The sequence below is a fragment of the Clostridia bacterium genome (genome assembly GCA_035628995.1).
Taxonomy (GTDB): domain Bacteria; phylum Bacillota; class Clostridia; order Lutisporales; family Lutisporaceae; genus BRH-c25.
On sequence record DASPIR010000026.1, the window covers coordinates 45,708 to 63,050 of the forward strand.

The 17,343-nt window shown below is 38.0% G+C and carries 15 protein-coding genes; all 15 read left to right on the forward strand.

Translation table 11 applies throughout. The features are described from left to right. The 15 genes from VEB00_11375 to ftsH all read left to right on the forward strand — a co-directional run bounded on the left by VEB00_11375 (position 1) and on the right by ftsH (position 17,196). On the forward strand, positions 1-2,220 hold the full coding sequence (locus VEB00_11375) for a glycosyl hydrolase family 65 protein (GenBank protein HYF83613.1): 2,220 nt from the start codon (positions 1-3) through the stop codon (positions 2,218-2,220). A gap of 741 nt (positions 2,221-2,961) precedes the next feature. Further along, on the forward strand, positions 2,962-5,628 hold the full coding sequence (locus VEB00_11380; GenBank protein HYF83614.1) for a calcium-translocating P-type ATPase, PMCA-type: 2,667 nt from the start codon (positions 2,962-2,964) through the stop codon (positions 5,626-5,628). Between the two features lie 252 nt (positions 5,629-5,880). Further along, positions 5,881-6,717, forward strand: coding sequence for a S1-like domain-containing RNA-binding protein (locus VEB00_11385; GenBank protein HYF83615.1), 837 nt, complete (start codon positions 5,881-5,883; stop codon positions 6,715-6,717). 111 nt (positions 6,718-6,828) lie between these two features. Beyond that, positions 6,829-6,984 (forward strand): hypothetical protein, encoded by a 156-nt coding sequence (locus VEB00_11390; protein HYF83616.1) that lies wholly within the window; start codon positions 6,829-6,831, stop codon positions 6,982-6,984. 23 nt (positions 6,985-7,007) lie between these two features. Further along, positions 7,008-7,202: a YwbE family protein gene (locus VEB00_11395; protein ID HYF83617.1), complete on the forward strand. Its 195-nt coding sequence runs from the start codon at positions 7,008-7,010 to the stop codon at positions 7,200-7,202. A gap of 153 nt (positions 7,203-7,355) precedes the next feature. Beyond that, entirely contained in the window at positions 7,356-7,898 is a 543-nt protein-coding gene (locus VEB00_11400) for a hypothetical protein (GenBank protein HYF83618.1), read from the forward strand. Positions 7,899-8,062: 164 nt separating this feature from the next. After that, positions 8,063-8,674: an acetate uptake transporter gene (locus tag VEB00_11405; protein ID HYF83619.1), complete on the forward strand. Its 612-nt coding sequence runs from the start codon at positions 8,063-8,065 to the stop codon at positions 8,672-8,674. Between the two features lie 20 nt (positions 8,675-8,694). Further along, entirely contained in the window at positions 8,695-8,952 is a 258-nt protein-coding gene (locus VEB00_11410) for a hypothetical protein (protein ID HYF83620.1), read from the forward strand. 317 nt (positions 8,953-9,269) lie between these two features. After that, positions 9,270-10,397: a DEAD/DEAH box helicase gene (locus VEB00_11415; GenBank protein ID HYF83621.1), complete on the forward strand. Its 1,128-nt coding sequence runs from the start codon at positions 9,270-9,272 to the stop codon at positions 10,395-10,397. A 50-nt stretch (positions 10,398-10,447) separates the two neighbouring features. Then, positions 10,448-10,651, forward strand: coding sequence for a DNA-directed RNA polymerase subunit omega (gene rpoZ / locus VEB00_11420; protein ID HYF83622.1), 204 nt, complete (start codon positions 10,448-10,450; stop codon positions 10,649-10,651). Between the two features lie 204 nt (positions 10,652-10,855). Then, a complete protein-coding gene (gene htpG / locus VEB00_11425; GenBank protein ID HYF83623.1) occupies positions 10,856-12,736 on the forward strand; it encodes a molecular chaperone HtpG in 1,881 nt (626 codons plus the stop codon). A 170-nt stretch (positions 12,737-12,906) separates the two neighbouring features. Continuing rightward, positions 12,907-14,472 carry a sodium/proline symporter gene (locus VEB00_11430; protein ID HYF83624.1) on the forward strand — a complete coding sequence of 522 codons (1,566 nt, stop codon included), beginning with the start codon at positions 12,907-12,909 and terminating at the stop codon, positions 14,470-14,472. A gap of 70 nt (positions 14,473-14,542) precedes the next feature. Next, positions 14,543-14,725 (forward strand): MarR family transcriptional regulator, encoded by a 183-nt coding sequence (locus tag VEB00_11435; protein HYF83625.1) that lies wholly within the window; start codon positions 14,543-14,545, stop codon positions 14,723-14,725. 159 nt (positions 14,726-14,884) lie between these two features. Further along, positions 14,885-15,337, forward strand: coding sequence for a MarR family winged helix-turn-helix transcriptional regulator (locus VEB00_11440; GenBank protein ID HYF83626.1), 453 nt, complete (start codon positions 14,885-14,887; stop codon positions 15,335-15,337). Positions 15,338-15,381: 44 nt separating this feature from the next. Beyond that, entirely contained in the window at positions 15,382-17,196 is a 1,815-nt protein-coding gene (ftsH, locus tag VEB00_11445) for an ATP-dependent zinc metalloprotease FtsH (protein HYF83627.1), read from the forward strand. Positions 17,197-17,343: the final 147 nt, after the last annotated feature.

Genomic DNA, 17,343 nt, shown 5'->3' on the forward strand with positions numbered 1-17,343 from the left:
ATGTCATGGACTGTTTATGAAGAAGGGTATAACAGTAATAATATAGTTGGCAATGGAAACAAGTTTATTACTGGCAATGGATATATGGGCTTCCGCGGTACTATGGAGGAATATACTAAAAATGAGCTTGTTGCCTGCAATATCTCTAATCTTTATGACAAGCAGGGTGATAATTGGCGTGAGCCAATCAATTCCCCTAATGGTTTTTTTACTACCTTAACTGTTGAGGGCAAAGAAATTGGACTTCTGCAGCAGGAACCGGCAGAACATGTACAAACACTTGATATTAAAGAAGGGCTTCATAGAAGGAATACAGTGTGGAGTACAGAATGTGGTGTAGTAAATGTTAAGGCAGAGCGGTTTGTCAGCCTATCTGATGTCCATCTGATGTGTCTCAAGTATGCCGTAGCTGTAGAAAAAGGTTGTAAATTAGTCATTAAGACGGGTATAGATGGAGATGTATGGGATATTAACGGTCCTCATCTAGAAGATTATATTTTATATGAAGCAGAGGGAATACTGAGGGTTTCCACCAGGACTCAGGAATTAAAGGTTCCTGTAGTAGTAGCAGAAGCCTGTATAAAAAGCTTTGAAGCAGAGGAAGTTATTGAAAAGAGCGAAAAGGGTATTTTCCGCATTATAAAAATCAACGCAGAGCCTAAGGTAGAATACACCATTTATAAATATATTTCAGTGTATACTGGAAATGATGAAACTTCCAATATTCAGGAGGACTGTGCAGCTTTAGCTTTGAAGGCTGCTGCAGCGAGTTATGCTAAGGTTTATAATGAGCATAAATTAAAGTGGAAGGCTAGATGGGAAGCTTCCGATGTAATTATTGAGGGAGATGAGGGCGATCAGTTAGCCCTCCGATATAGCATTTACCAGCTTCAAATTATAGCACCTTTGCATTCACAAGGACAATCAATACCTGCCAGAGGACTTTCAGGACAAACCTATAAAGGCGCAATATTTTGGGATACTGAGATGTTTATGCTCCCATTCTTTCTTCATACAGCTCCTGAGGTAGCCAGAAATTTAATAAGCTATAGAATAAAAACCTTAGATGGAGCCAGAAAAAAAGCAGCCCATTATGGTTATAGAGGAGCCTTCTATGCCTGGGAAAGCCAAGAAAGCGGCGAAGATGCCTGCAGTGATTTTAATGTTACTGATGTTTTCACAGGGCGGCCTGTCAAGACTTATTTCAAGGATAAGCAAGTCCACATAAGTGCTGCTGTGGCCTATGCAATATGGGAAGTCTATGAATTTACCGGGGATATAAGCATACTTATAAATGGGGGTGCTGAGGTAATCCTTGAATGTGCAAGATTCTTTTACTCTTATGCCTACTACAAAGAGGATAAGGATAGATATGAAATATTGGATGTCATAGGTCCGGATGAGTATCATGAAAGAGTAAATAATAATGCTTACACAAATAAGATGGTTTATCATACATTAGATGTTGCATTGCAAGCTTTAGAACTACTAAAAAGTGAATATCCCAGGGAGTATGAAGTGCTTATTTCGAAGCTTGATTATAGTAAGGAAGTTGCAAACATCATTAAGCTTAAAGAAAAGCTTTACATAGTGGAGCCTGATGAAAAAACACTTATAATAGAACAGTTTGATGGTTATAACAGACTGGAAGAATGCTGTTTAGCTGAAGTTAAAAGCAGGATGCTTGACCCTAAGGAATACTGGGGTGGTGGACATGGGGTTGCAACAAACACTAAGATTATTAAACAGGCTGATGTAGTGTTTATGCTTTATCTATTTAGGAATGAGTATTCTCAAGAAGTTTTGAGGGCCAACTGGACTTACTATGAACCAACGACAGAGCATGGCTCCAGTCTAAGCCCATGTATATACTCACTTCTTTCCTGTGAAATAGGAAATGAAGAGTGGGCATATCCATTTTTTGTTAAGAGCGCAAACGTTGACTTGAGTGGTGAATCCAAGCAGTTTGCAGGCTCAATATATATAGGTGGTACACATCCTGCAGCTAGTGGAGGAGCTTGGATGGCAGCGGTTTTAGGCTTTGCAGGGTTAAATGTCCGCGCTGGCAAAATTACTGTCAGCCCTAATCTGCCTAAAAAGTGGAGCAGACTTGCTTTCAACATCACTGTAAGAGGAGAAAAATACTTTATAGATATTACCCATGATAATCAGCAAATTCAAAAAATATGTCCTACCATATTTTTTGAATTTGCTGTATAATATAATAAACTGTTTTAACTAACAGTGGTTTAGTTGGAAAGTCTATACAGAAACAGCAAATTTGAGGCTTATTGATTAAAATTATAGGAGGGAATATCATGGGAGATAAGAATCCAAAACCAAAAAGCGAGGACAAGAAAAAGCCAAAAGAGGACAAGGTAAAGAAGGAAAAAAAGAAATACGCTTAAACAAAAAAAGAAGAGTGCCAGGTGCAAAAGTTATTAGGGTATTTGAACCAAAAGAAATTATAACTTAATAACTTTTACACCTGGCACTTATTATTATAGAAATACTAGAGATACTGTTTATCTCAGAGAACACACTCAAGATTCTAAATTTTAAAATTATTGATAACTGCATAAAACAATATATTGCAAATGTATAGCTGAAATGATATCCTAATATGCAGATGGTGTTGGAAAATACCCATCTGTTAAAGGGGAGTAACTACCTAGTATAGGAGATAAAGTCAACAACCGGTAGAGTGATAACACTACCTGGCTTTATCCTTTGATTAGTCAAAGATGTAAGACCTTTAGCAATATTTTATCTTTTGGGATAGAATGCTGCTAAAGGTCTTTTTGTATAGGTTTTGGATTTTTAGAATGATTAAATCTATTATAAGGAGGTGGATAATATAAAGGGAATATGTTGAGCATATAAATAAGATTTAAATGAATTTATAAGATTAAAAAGTATTAAGTTAAATTATTATTCACACTGAAGGGAGAGGGACTGTATATGTGGTTTTCTATATCAAAGGAAGAAGTACTCAAAGAACTTAATGTAAACCCAGTCACGGGGCTGTCTAAAGACGAAGTGAAGGCAAGGCTTGAAAAGTATGGTGAAAATAAACTTAAGGGGAAGCCAAAGAAAAGCTTAATTTCATTATTCTTCGCACAGCTCCAGGATATGCTTATATATGTTCTATTGGGTGCAGCGGTGATTACTGTAGTAATTGGAGAATATGTAGACGCAATTATTATACTGTTGGTTGTAGTTTTGAATGCGGTTATAGGTGTGATTCAAGAGTATAAGGCTGAAAAAGCTATTGAAGCTTTACAAAAAATGACAACCCCTAAAGCTTTAATAAGACGAGACAGTGAAGTTAGAGAGATTAACTCTGAAGAGATAGTACCGGGGGACATTATAGTTTTAGATGCCGGAAGATATATACCTGCGGATATCAGACTTATAGAAAGCGCTAACTTGCAGATTGAAGAATCAGCCTTAACAGGTGAATCAGTACCATCAGAAAAGAATGCAAATGATATTCATGAAGATCCGAAAACGCCAATAGGGGATAAATCAAATATGGCATTTATGTCTACCCTGACTACATACGGCAGAGGTGAAGGTGTAGTAGTCGGAACGGCGATGGAGACTGAAATAGGGAAAATTGCTAAAATACTTGATGAAGATATCGAAGAAATGACCCCCCTTCAAAAGAGACTGGATGAGCTGGGCAGGATACTGGGATTCTTAGCTATTGGCATATGTGTACTAATATTTATAATAGCTCTATTCCAGAAGAGAGATTTATTTGAAATGTTCCTTACTGCAATAAGCTTAGCTGTTGCCGCTATTCCGGAAGGACTTCCTGCAATAGTTGCAATAGTTCTTGCTCTTGGTGTAACAAGAATGTCGAAGATAAATGCCATAGTTAAAAAACTGCCTGCTGTTGAGACCTTGGGTTCTGTAAACATAATATGCTCTGATAAAACAGGCACGTTAACTCAAAATAAGATGACAGTTGTGAAATTCTATACGTTAGAAAGCCTGAAGGATGTTCCTTCAGAGGGAAAAGGATTTGATGCAGGAAAAGATGCCAGGGAATTAATGAAATCCTTCGTGCTATGCTCAGATGCTACCTATGAAAATGGACAGAGCACAGGAGATCCTACTGAAGTTGCTTTGGTTATACTGGGTGACAGATATAATCTGGAAAGAAGAACACTGCACTCCGAATATAAAAGAGTTGGCGAAAAGCCCTTTGATTCAGATAGAAAACTTATGTCAACGTTAAATGAAGAAGAAAGTGGATATAGGATTCATACTAAGGGTGCTATAGACAATATTCTAAAGATTTCAAAGAATGCTTTAGTTAATGGTGTTATTGTTCCATTAACTGAAGAAATGAAAGCAAGCTACCTGAAGGTGGCAGAAGAAATGTCAGATGATGCATTGAGAGTTCTGGGTGCAGCATTTAGAGATGTTGATTGCATAATTGATCCGAGCGAAATGGAAAAGGATTTAACTGTTATTGGAATAGTCGGTATGATAGATCCTCCGAGACTTGAAGTTAAGGACTCAATAATTGAAGCTAAGCGGGCTGGTATTACCCCGGTAATGATAACCGGAGATCACAAGAATACAGCGGTTGCCATTGCAAAGGAGCTTGGAATTGCAGCATCTATAGAACAGAGTATTACTGGTGCCGAAATAGATGAATTATCAGAGGTCGAGTTTTCAAAAAGAATAAATAATTATAGAGTATTCGCGAGAGTATCTCCTGAGCATAAGGTTAAGATAGTTAAGGCTTATAAGGCACAAGGAAATATTGTTTCTATGACAGGAGACGGAGTCAATGATGCACCTTCATTAAAGAATGCAGATATTGGTGTTGCTATGGGTATCACAGGCACTGACGTCTCTAAGGGCGCTAGTGATATGATACTTACTGATGATAACTTTACAACTATAGTTCGTGCTATAGAAGAAGGAAGAAACATTTACAGCAACATTAAGAAGTCAGTAATATTCCTTCTTTCATGCAACCTTGGAGAAGTTATTGCAGTATTTGCTTCAGTACTGTTCTTCTGGCCGGTACCACTAATGCCAACACAGATTTTGTGGATAAATTTAATAACCGATACACTTCCAGCTATTGCCCTTGGTATAGACCCCGGTGATAAGGATGTTATGAAAAAGAAGCCAAGAGATCCAAAAGAAAGCTTCTTTGCAAAAGGTGCTGGATATAGAGCTGTAATTGGTGGTACATTAATCGGGGTGCTTACTCTTGCTGCCTTCTACTTTGGATTAAGTGAATATGGATATAGCTTAGGCTCGGAGAATATACCGGAACATGTATTAACATATGCCAGAACAATGGCATTTGTGGTTCTCGCAGGTTCACAGCTATTCTATTCACTAACAATGAGAAATTCAACCAAATCAATATTCAAGGTAGGATTATTCTCTAACATATACCTGGTTGGTGCTATAGTAATCGGTTTTATACTACAGCTTGGAGTCATTTCAGTGCCTTTCCTTGCAAGCGCATTTAAGGTTCAAATGCTTTCGGGAAGAGACTGGATACTAGTTATACTATTTGCTTTAGTGCCTCTTGCAGTAAATGAAGTAATTAAGCTGTTTGCAAGACTAAAGGAAAGCAATAATAAGAGTTAAATATTAATCTTTAGTATTCAGGGAGCCAGCTTCTTTACATTTCACAATTGTAAGGAAGCTGGCTCCTTGCAAGTTTTTGGGACGGTTGCTTTTGCTTTGGCTTTTTCAAAATGGTATAATATTACTTGAGGTGGATAATATGTCAGGCAGTAAAGAATTCAGAGCCTGAAGGATTATTGCCATTAAGAAATATTAAATGGGCAAAGAGGATATATTAAATACAATTAATATATAAGTAAAGGAAGGTACATAATGATAGAATTAGGTGAAATGCAAAAGCTTGAGGTAATTAGAACGACTAAAATTGGCGCGTTTCTGAATACTGAATATGGAAGAGATCAGGAAGATATTCTGCTGCCGATGAACCAGGTGCCACAAGGCATTGAAATAGGAGACGAAATTGAAGTATTTGTTTATAAGGATTCGGAAGACAGAATGATAGCAACTATGAAAAAGCCAAAGATAACAATGGGAGAGTTTGCGCTGCTTGAGGTAGTAGATAATTCGAAAATTGGTGCTTTTATGGATTGGGGTTTGGAGAAGGACTTGCTGCTGCCTTTTAAGGAACAGACATATGAAGTGGAAAAGGATGGGTCCTATTTAGTGGGATTATATATAGATAAGAGCAGCAGATTATGCGCTACTATGGATATATACAAGCTATTGAGCACAGAATCACCTTATAAGGAAAATGACAGGGTTAATGGAACCATCTATCAGATCAATGAGGACATGGGAGCTTTTGTAGCTGTGAATAATAAATACAGCGGGTTGATACCTAAAAAGGAATTCTATGGTGAATATAAGTGCGGGGATAGCGTAGAGGTTAGAATAAAGAAGGTCAGAGAAGACGGAAAATTGGAATTGAGTTTAAGAAAAGAAGCTTATAATCAAATGGATGATGATGCCATAATGATTTTAGACAGACTGGCATCAAACGGGGGTAAGCTGGCATTAAATGATAACAGCCGGCCAGAGGATATAAATGCGGAGCTGAAGATGAGTAAAAGTGCGTTTAAAAGAGCTGTTGGAAAACTTCTTAAGGAAAGAAAAATCAAAATAACCGAACAAGGTATTGAAACAGTCTAAGAAGTGCACTCAAAGCTAACCTATGTAATGGACAAATGTGGTATAATTAGTGTGTACAGCACTTGAAGGTGACGGATTATATAGTTGATATTGAGAAAGGGAGAGTAAAAAATGTCAAATAAAAATATTGAAGCTATGAAAAAGATAATTGAAGAAAAGAAAAAAAAGAGCTCAGAACAAGGTGGAATTCCTAGAGCCAATGCGGATATAACGGAAATTAGAGAAAGTTACAAAAAGAACAAAAAAGGCGGGTTATTTGATAAATAGAATTACTCCGGAGGAGATAGACCATGGATGGAACTAATCGTGAAAATATAAAGCCAGGGGCTCATGTTTCTATTGTACAAAAGCAAGATCAACGCTCCGGGGAGTTAACAGAAGGTATAGTAATGAAAGTACTTACAAATTCTCAGACTCATCCCCACGGAATAAAGGTGATGCTTGAAAACGGTATAGTTGGCAGAGTAAAAGAAGTATTGCGCTAAAAGCAAAAGAGACGGTTTTCTAAAAACAATATTCTTATAAATAATTGCTTATAAGAGTATTGTTTTTGTGTTTTGTGCGAATATAAAAGCATGGAACCAAAAACATAATATTTCCGTCTATAAACTTAAAGAAATTTCTCAGGAGGCAGCAACATGAAAAAAATATTATTGATTGCACTTGTTTTGTTGCTGAGTGTTTCTCTGTTTGGTTGTACAAGTAGAGTAAATGGGGCTCAGCCAAAAGAAGAAGGGCAGAACAAAGCGGAGCCGCAGCAGACAGATAAATCTGATGAGGAGGCAGCTGCAAGTCTGGTTGAGGGTTTTGGCAGCAAGCTCCAATTAGTCTCGCTGCTAGCCCCCAAAGATATAGTGGAAAAGAGCATGAAAGAGAACTATGGTAATTTTGTCTCTGAAGCACTTATAGCAAAATGGATAAGTGATCCGCTGAATGCTCCGGGGCGACTGACTTCGAGTCCATGGCCGGATCGTATAGAAGTTCTAAGCATTGTGAAGTTATCAGAAGATACATACGAAGTTAAAGGCAAAATAATTGAAGTAACGAGCACTGAGAAGGAAAGCGGCGGAATTGCCGCAAAGCGCCCTATTACTCTTATGATAAAAAAATTCAACAATAACTGGCTTATAGACGATGTGACTCTCGGCGCTTATGAGGAAACCGATTCAGTCGTCAACTGATTTAAGATAACCAATGGAAAGTAAGTGTCAGTCGCTTACTTTCCATTGGTTATATAATTACTAAAATTTATTAATATATGGTTGACTAAATATTCTTATTCTAGGTATAATCTAGATTGTGTGTAAATTTACAAGGAAAAATTACTTAGGAGGAAATGAATAGGATGGATAAGGGCAACCATAGCCAGACAAGCATTATAACAGCTAGCTTAAAGGATGTTTCAGCAAATCCGGCACCATTGGGATTATTGGGATTTGGCATGACAACGGTATTACTTAATTTACATAATGCAGGTTTTTTCCCGCTTAGCGCCATGATATTGGCAATGGGCATTTTTTATGGAGGCTTGGCTCAAATTATCGCAGGAATTATGGAATGGAAGAAAAACAATACCTTTGGGACGACGGCTTTTATCTCATATGGTTTCTTCTGGCTATCCTTAGTGGGGCTGCTTGTTATGCCCAAACTAGGATTGGCAGAAGCAGCAACAGGTCCAGCGATGGCGGCATATCTTTTCATGTGGGGAATATTTACTTTCGGTATGTTTATTGGAACACTCCGAATCAGTCGTGCCCTGCAATTTGTTTTCGGTTCACTGACTATTCTCTTTTTCCTTCTTGCACTAGGAGATTATACCGGTATTGAAGGAATTAAGGTAGTTGCTGGATATGAAGGCACTGTCTGCGGTCTTTCCGCTATTTATACTGCGCTTGCTCAGATTCTGAATGAGGTTTACGGCAAAGCAGTGCTGCCTCTGGGAACTGTGAGAAAATAAACTTGTAAGGACGTGAAAAAATGCAGCTCTCAAGATTAAGAAACATGAATGATCAGGGCAGCCGGAAAGGGCACGGTCAGGATGAGGAATATCAACGATGTGAACTCTGCAATGTGCCTATATTCAATAACCCTTGTTGTGATGTAAGAAGCAGTGGCGTTTTTAAAGGGAAAGGGAAAATACTTTGTAACAAGTGTGCAGCGACACTTGCAAAGATACCCACACAACAAGCTATTCAAGCTTTGAATAATGCGTATGAGACTTACCCCAAAAAGTAACGCATGAATTAGAAGATGGAATAGTAAACAAAAATATCATATATTTGATACTAACATTGCTACATTTTCCATTACATGTTATGATATATATGTAATATTGTTTTTTCAACTGCCGAACTCCGGTATCATTATGAAGAATTTCGGGATTATAGAGCGGGAGACTCAATTAATTATGAGTTGACTGCTCTTTTTATATTTGTATAGCGCAAAGTGAATATAATGAATAACGTTAATCTGCAAAAGTTAGTGGACAAAGCTCGAGAACAGATAAAATTAATAATAAGCAGTGGCTTGCCACTTTTAAAGGAGAACACAAATTGAATTTTGAAGAACTGAACATCATTACGCCTATAATGAAGGCTTTAAAAACTGAAGGATATACCATGCCTACTCCTATCCAGGAACAGGCGATTCCGGTTATACTAGAAGGAAAGGATCTGCTTGGATGTGCGCAAACCGGTACAGGAAAGACGGCAGCATTTGCCATTCCCATGCTGCAGATGCTTCATGAAGAAGCGAAAAATGAAAAAGGACCACGAAGGATCAAAGCTTTAATATTAACACCAACACGTGAACTGGCAATTCAGATAGACGAAAGCTTCGCCGCCTATGGAAGATATACCGGAATTAAGCATACTGTGGTTTTTGGCGGGGTTTCACAAATTCCCCAAACAAACGCATTGAAGTCGGGAGCGGATATTCTTGTGGCAACTCCAGGTAGACTGCTTGATCTTATAAACCAGAAGTACATCAGTCTGAGTCATGTAAAGATGTTTGTGCTTGATGAAGCAGATCGTATGCTTGATATGGGGTTTTCCCACGATGTGAAAAAAATCATAGCACAATTGCCGATTGCAAGGCAAACACTATTGTTTTCTGCAACCATGCCGCCGGAGATTACAAAACTGATAGATACCATTCTGTCAAACCCGGTTAAGGTTGAAGTGACTCCTGCTTCATCAACGGTGGACACAATACAGCAAACAGTATATTTCGTCGATCAGAAGGACAAGAAATCCTTGCTTATAAAGCTGTTGAAAAGCAGGTCTATTGATTCAGCTTTGGTATTTACACGGACAAAGCATGGAGCTGATAAGATTGCGAGAGATCTGGCAAAGGCAAGTATAGCTGCCCAGGCAATACATGGAAATAAATCGCAGATGGCTCGCCAGCTTGCTCTGGAAAATTTCAAATTAAAGCGTACAAGGGTGCTTGTGGCAACCGATATAGCAGCGAGAGGAATCGATGTGCAGGAGTTATCCCATGTAATTAATTTCGACCTTCCAAATGTGCCTGAAACATATGTCCATAGGATAGGGAGGACCGGAAGGGCAGGAATGGGAGGAACTGCTGTATCATTTTGTGACAGCGAGGAAAGGGCATATCTGAGGGATATACAGAAGCTCATATCTAAAAAGATACCTGTCAGTGTGAATCAACCATAATGTCAATGAAGAATAAAAATTAAAAATAAATGTTTAAGGAGAACTATCTTATGATGAACCCTACAATAAGTGAATTGTTAACGAAAGTAGACAGCACATATACACTATGTAATGTAGTAGGCAAGAGAGCAAGGCAGCTAGTCGGTGGAGATCATCCGCTTTCAAAGTGCAATTCAGGAAAACCTGTTTCTATTGCGACTAATGAGGTTAATGACGGAAAACTTATTTATACTCGAAACAAAAGCGAGATTTAGTTAAAATGAGTTAGTGAAGTAAAGATTATTTGGTCTTTGAAAAGGCATATCCATTGTGGTAAAGTATATGTACCATAATGGATGCGCCTTTTCTGTCATATTTGAGATGAATGGCATATATAAGGACATAAACCTATTGACATGAAATTTGGTGTGTGGTATATAAAAAATTGAAACTTCTTAATAACGAAAGGAGAGATACACTTGGCAAAAAAACAATTTAAGGCAGAGTCTAAAAGGCTGCTGGATATGATGATCAACTCAATTTACACTCATAGGGAGATTTTTCTTAGAGAGCTCATTTCTAATGCCAGTGATGCAATTGATAAAATCTATTATAAAGCTTTAACGGATGACTCCTTGAGCTTTGATAAAGACAATTATTACATCAGAATAGCAGCTGACAAGAAAAACAGGGTATTGAGAATCTCTGATACCGGAATTGGAATGACAAAAGAGGAGCTTGATGATAACCTTGGAGTTATTGCAAAAAGCGGATCGTTATCATTCAAAAAAGAAAATGAATTGAAAGATGGGTATGACATAATAGGACAGTTCGGTGTAGGTTTCTATTCAGCATTTATGGTAGCTGATACTGTTACTGTCATAAGCAAAGCTTTTGGCAGCAGCGAAGCTTTCAAATGGGAATCAAAAGGCGCGGAAGGCTATACAATCGAGCCCTGTGAAAAGGATTCTGCCGGTACTGATATCATACTAAAAATAAAAGAGAATAATGAAGATGAGAAATTTGATGAATATCTTGAAGAATATAGAATAAAATCCATTATTAAGAAGTACTCCGATTTTATCAGATACCCGATAAAAATGGAGATGACCGGAAGAAGACTCAAAGAGGGCAGTGAAAAAGAATACGAGGACTATGCAGAGGAAAAGACTATAAATAGCATGGTTCCTTTGTGGAAAAAGAATAAAAGTGAGCTTACCCAGGAGGACTATGACAATTTCTATTCAGAGAAGCACTACGGCCATGATAATCCAATAAAGCACATACATATCAGCGCTGATGGTGCTGTAAGCTACAATGCTATTTTATTCATCCCAGAGAAAATGCCATTTGATTTTTATACAAAAGAATTTGAAAAGGGCTTAGAGTTGTATTCAAATGGCGTATTAATTATGAATAAATGTGCAGACTTGCTGCCCGACTATTTCAGCTTTGTAAAGGGAATGGTGGATTCAGAAGATTTGTCACTTAATATATCCAGAGAGGTGCTGCAGCATGATAGGCAGTTGAAGCTTATCGCTAAAAACATTAAAACAAAAATAAAAAGCGAGTTGGAAAATTTACTAAAAAATGGTAGGATTAAGTATGAGGAGTTTTACAAATCCTTCGGAAGGCAACTGAAGTACGGCATATATAGTGATTACGGAAGCAACAAGGATGTACTGCAAGATTTGCTGATGTTTTATTCATCAAAAGAGAAAAAGATGGTTACTTTAGATGAATACGTTTCCAGGATGCCTGAAGAGCAAAAATATATTTATTATGCGGCAGGGGAAACAAACGAAAGAATTGAGAAAATGCCGCAGACAGAATCGGTATCAGATAAGGGCTACGAAATCTTATACTTTACTGATGATGTGGATGAGTTTGCAATAAGAATGATAATGACATATAAAGAAAAGGAATTCAAATCTGTATCAAGCAGTGACTTGGGTATAGAAAATGAAGAAAATGAAAGCTCATCCGACTCAGATGAGAAGGAAAGCAAAGAGCTGTTCGAATACATGAAAGGTATTTTGTCGGGTAAGGTTAGCGATGTTAGAGCATCTAAAAGACTGAAAAACCATGCTGTATGTCTATCCAACGATGGTGAGCTTACGATAGAAATGGAGAAAATACTAAACGCCATGCCTAACAATCAGAATATAAAAGCAGACAAGGTTCTGGAAATAAACGTTAACCATGATGTGTTTAAATCCTTGAAGGAAGCTTATGAAAAAGATAAAGCTAAATTGAATTTATATACAGATTTATTGTATAGTCAAGCTCTTCTTGTCGAGGGGTTAACCATAGATGATCCGGTAGAATTCACGAATAACATATGTAAGCTAATGATGTAAACAGAAGTTGATTCCAGCATTTATGTCAATTTGCCTTCGAGTTTTGGAGTGTATGCGGGTAATGTAATTATTTTTTTAACAATCCTGTACACATGTATTAATATACATTAAAATATATATTAATAGTAGCGCTGCAATAGTGCTATATAAAAAAATAAGGGGGCAAGTGTATGGATGGAGGAAGTTTACAGATTTTGATTGCCATGGCTTCATATGTGGCAGTGGTTATCGGTATAGGAGTGTATTACTCAAAGCGCGCCAGTGAAAGCAGCGACAACTATCTTATCGGTGGCAGATCCCTGGGTCCATGGGTTGTTGCAATGGGTGCTGAGGCCTCTGACATGAGCGGGTGGCTTTTAATGGGACTCCCTGGAGTTGCATATTTCTTCGGTTTCAGTGATGCGGCATGGACTGCAATAGGACTTGGTATAGGTACTTATTTAAACTGGTTGTTTGTAGCTAGGAGACTTCGTACATACTCACACATTGCCGGAGATTCAATAACAATTCCTGATTTTATCAGCAACAGATACAAAGAAGAGAAAAAAGTTATAATGACAATAGCAGCACTTTTCATTTTGGTATTCTTTAGTGTTTATGCTGCAAGTTGTTTTGTTACGGTAGGAAAGCTATTTAGTACATTGTTTGGCGTAAAATATGTATATATGATGATTGTAGGGGCTTTATTCGTAGTTTTTTATACCTTTATAGGCGGCTTCTTAGCTGAAAGCGCATCGGATTTTATGCAGGGTATTGTAATGTTCTTTGCCTTGACTTCTGTGTTAATAGCCGGCGTTTCCGCTGCTGGAGGCATTTCTGCTGTTGTTGAAAATGCAAAGGCAATACCGGGGTTCTTTGATTTCTTCGGAATTGCTCAGCCTACGCTTGTAAATGGGGTTCAGCAAATTGGTGAGGCGGGCAAGCCTTTGTTCGGCGAAGCAGGCAGCTATGGGTTATTAACCATAATATCAACACTTTCCTGGGGACTGGGCTATTTTGGCATGCCGCAGGTTTTATTGAAATTTATGGCTATCAAAAAAGCAAGTGATCTTAAATTATCCAGAAGGATTGCGATTATATGGGTTATTATTTCCCTTGGTGCTGCTGTAGCAATTGGCATGATTGGAAGAATATTGTTTCCGGCTGCTCTGCTTACACAAAGCGCGTCAGAAAGTATATTTATACTAATGTCTACTAATTTCTTCGTTCCATTATTTGCTGGAATTGTTATGGCAGGTATTCTGGCAGCAACCATTAGTTCATCAGATTCGTACTTGCTTATTGCAGCTTCTGCATTTTCAAAAAATATCTATCAAGGCATTATGAAAAAAGAAGCTAGTGATAAAGCAGTTTTATATGTATCCAGGGTTACATTAGTTGTAATAGCTGCTATTGCAATGTTTATTGCCATAGATGAAAACAGTATTATTTTCAAAGTGGTTTCATTTGCATGGGCGGGCTTTGGGGCAACCTTTGGACCGGTTATGTTGTTTTCACTATTTTGGAAAAGAACCACAAGAAGCGGTGCAATTGCGGGCATGCTGGCTGGCGGCGGAATGGTCTTCATATGGAAGCTGATTCTTAAACCTATGGGAGGAGTTTTTGGAATATACGAATTGTTCCCAGCATTTGTAGTATCCTGTATTGCCATAGTGATATTCTCTCTATTATCCAAAGAGCCATCGAAAGAAATACAAGATGAGTTCGAGCTTGCAAGGACACAAACCAAAGGGTAATTGTAAGATAGGGAGAAGAGTGGTATAATATGCTATAAATTCTTGAATTAAGAAAGGTAGGATAAAAAAAGTGGATAATTATGATGTAATTCTGGACTTTTTCAGCAAGGCGGAAAAGCCGGTCGGTGCAGGGCAGATTGCAACTGCAACAGGCATAGACAGGAAAGAAGTTGACAAAGTGATGACTAAGCTCAAAAAAGAGGAAAAAATAGTTTCTCCTAAGGTTTGTTTTTGGGAGTTAAAAAGAATATAGTAAAGAATTGCTTTATTAATAACTGCCACAGATTGAGATGCTGGAAAGTATCTTGAACTGTGGTTTTTTATATAAAAGCATATTATTTCATATTGTCTATTGTAAATATAAATCATATTATATATAATTTATATATAATATGATTTATGGAGGAATATCATGGAGATTGCTGAATTCAAAAATATTGTTTGGGATTATACAAGGAAAATTGCAGAAAGTATGAATTGCATATTCGCACCTGTAAGTGAAGAATATGGATTAACTATGATACAAACAAGAATTCTTATGGAATTGTATAAATATGAGTCTCACACAATAGGCAGTTTAGCAGACAGCACGTGTATTGCAGGTGCAAATATTTCCGCCATGTGTAAAAAGCTTGAGGTTCAAGGTTTATTAGAACGTGCTAGAAACCGAGAGGATGAGAGAGTAGTGCTGGTGGCACTTACAAAGCTGGGGAAAGAGACTACGTTGGAAATAGATAGGCTTTGCAATGATAAGATCTCACAGCATCTGGCAAATGAGGCAGAAGAGACTTTTGAAGATATTATAGCAGGATTGCAGAAACTGGATGAGCTATTAAAAAAAATCAACTGTGTTGAAAAGAAATAGATTCAAACCCTATAAACGGAGAGAATTGAAATGGAGAGAATAATATGAAAGAAGAAAAGAATCCTAAAAAGTCAATTGTTTATTTTTATATTGCTACAATGATTATTGTACTAGTATTAAATACATTTGTTATTCCATCACTATTTAAGCAAGAGATCACCCAAGTAGACTATGGTACATTTCTGTCACAAATTGAAAGCGGGAAAGTAAAAACCGTAGAAATTCAGGAGAACCAAATTGCATTTACTCAAGTAAATGGCGCAGGTGAAGATAGTATTTATGTGACAGGGCGCGTAGATGACCCGGAGCTCGTGAATCGTCTTCATTCTGCTCATGTTGAATTTTCCAGGGTTATTCCAAAAGAAAATTCACCTTTAGTAAACTTTATATTTTCTTGGATTCTTCCAATTATTATTTTCATAGGAATTGGGCAGCTTCTTACCAACTCCATGCAAAAAAGAATGGGCGGCAATGCCATGACCTTTGGGAAGAGCAATGCCAAGGTATATGTCGAAGCGCAGACCGGCAAAACCTTTGCGGATGTGGCAGGACAAGATGAGGCAAAAGAGGCTTTGACTGAAATAGTGGATTTTATGCATAACCCGACGAGATATAAGGAAATTGGTGCAATCATGCCGAAGGGTGCATTGCTTGTAGGCCCTCCGGGTACTGGTAAAACGCTTCTTGCAAAAGCTGTGGCAGGTGAATCAAAAGTACCGTTTTTCTCGATTTCCGGTTCAGAATTTGTGGAGATGTTTGTAGGTATGGGCGCGGCGAGAGTGAGAGACCTTTTTAAACAAGCTCAGGCAAAGGCTCCTTGTATTGTATTTATCGATGAAATTGATACTATTGGTAAAAAACGTGACAATGGAGGAATTGGTGGTAATGATGAGCGGGAACAGACATTAAATCAGCTGTTGGCTGAGATGGACGGTTTTAATGGGGAAAAGGGTGTAGTAATTCTTGCAGCAACCAATAGACCTGACTCTCTTGACAAGGCTTTGCTCCGCCCCGGTAGATTTGACCGTCGTATTCCGGTAGAATTGCCGGATCTTGCGGGTCGTGAGGCTATTCTAAAGGTACATTCAAAAATAATAAAGTTAGGCAATGATGTAGATTTTAATGGAATAGCAAGAGCAACCTCCGGCGCATCCGGTGCTGAACTTGCCAATATAATAAATGAAGGAGCCTTGAGGGCGGTAAGATGCGGCCGCAAATATGTGGAGCAGATAGATTTGGAGGAAGCTGTGGAAGTTATAATTGCAGGATACCAGAGAAAAGGTGCTGTCATATCAGCAAAGGAAAAGAAAATTATTGCATATCATGAAATTGGACATGCAATTGTTGCGGCGAAACAGACTGAATCAGCACCTGTGCACAAGATAACAATAATACCTCGTACCTCAGGAGCACTAGGTTATACTATGCAGGTTTCAGAGGGCGAAAATGTGCTGATGACGCGAGAAGAGGCCTTGAATAAGGTTGCTACCTTTACTGGTGGCCGTGCCGCAGAGGAGCTGGTTTTTGAAACCTATACCTCAGGAGCATCCAATGATATTGAGCAAGCTACAAAAATAGCAAGGGCAATGGTCACTCGCTTGGGCATGAGCAAGGCCTTTGATATGATGGCGTTGGAGACAGTGACCAATCAGTATCTTGGAGGAGATTCTTCATTGGCATGCTCTTCAGATACAGCAGCTAAGATTGATGAAGAAGTATTGTCCATTATAAAAAATGCTCATGAGAAAGCAATCAATATTTTGAAAGATAATATGGACAAGCTTCACTTATTGTCCTCACACCTGCTTGAAAAGGAAACTATATCTGGTGATGAGTTTATGAAGATTTTGACTGCTTAGTGCGTATTAACATAACAGAATTCCAAAAGCAAGGTCGATGATTATGTTGGCTTTGCTTTTGCTTTTGTATCGACAAGTAAGGTTGTCAATGCTATCATTTGGATATAGCGACGGATAAGGACAAATAAGTTTGCGTTATTCACAAAT

What these genes read in the sequence shown, in the direction of transcription:
- ftsH (HYF83627.1), top strand. Translation starts at nt 15,382, where the DNA reads ATGAAAGAAGAAAAGAATCCTAAAAAGTCAATTGTTTATTTTTATATT.
- VEB00_11405 (HYF83619.1), top strand. Translation starts at nt 8,063, where the DNA reads ATGGATAAGGGCAACCATAGCCAGACAAGCATTATAACAGCTAGCTTA.
- VEB00_11410 (HYF83620.1), top strand. Translation starts at nt 8,695, where the DNA reads ATGCAGCTCTCAAGATTAAGAAACATGAATGATCAGGGCAGCCGGAAA.
- VEB00_11380 (HYF83614.1), top strand. Translation starts at nt 2,962, where the DNA reads ATGTGGTTTTCTATATCAAAGGAAGAAGTACTCAAAGAACTTAATGTA.
- VEB00_11395 (HYF83617.1), top strand. Translation starts at nt 7,008, where the DNA reads ATGGATGGAACTAATCGTGAAAATATAAAGCCAGGGGCTCATGTTTCT.
- VEB00_11440 (HYF83626.1), top strand. Translation starts at nt 14,885, where the DNA reads ATGGAGATTGCTGAATTCAAAAATATTGTTTGGGATTATACAAGGAAA.
- VEB00_11430 (HYF83624.1), top strand. Translation starts at nt 12,907, where the DNA reads ATGGATGGAGGAAGTTTACAGATTTTGATTGCCATGGCTTCATATGTG.
- VEB00_11385 (HYF83615.1), top strand. Translation starts at nt 5,881, where the DNA reads ATGATAGAATTAGGTGAAATGCAAAAGCTTGAGGTAATTAGAACGACT.
- VEB00_11390 (HYF83616.1), top strand. Translation starts at nt 6,829, where the DNA reads ATGTCAAATAAAAATATTGAAGCTATGAAAAAGATAATTGAAGAAAAG.
- VEB00_11400 (HYF83618.1), top strand. Translation starts at nt 7,356, where the DNA reads ATGAAAAAAATATTATTGATTGCACTTGTTTTGTTGCTGAGTGTTTCT.
- rpoZ (HYF83622.1), top strand. Translation starts at nt 10,448, where the DNA reads ATGATGAACCCTACAATAAGTGAATTGTTAACGAAAGTAGACAGCACA.
- VEB00_11375 (HYF83613.1), top strand. Translation starts at nt 1, where the DNA reads ATGTCATGGACTGTTTATGAAGAAGGGTATAACAGTAATAATATAGTT.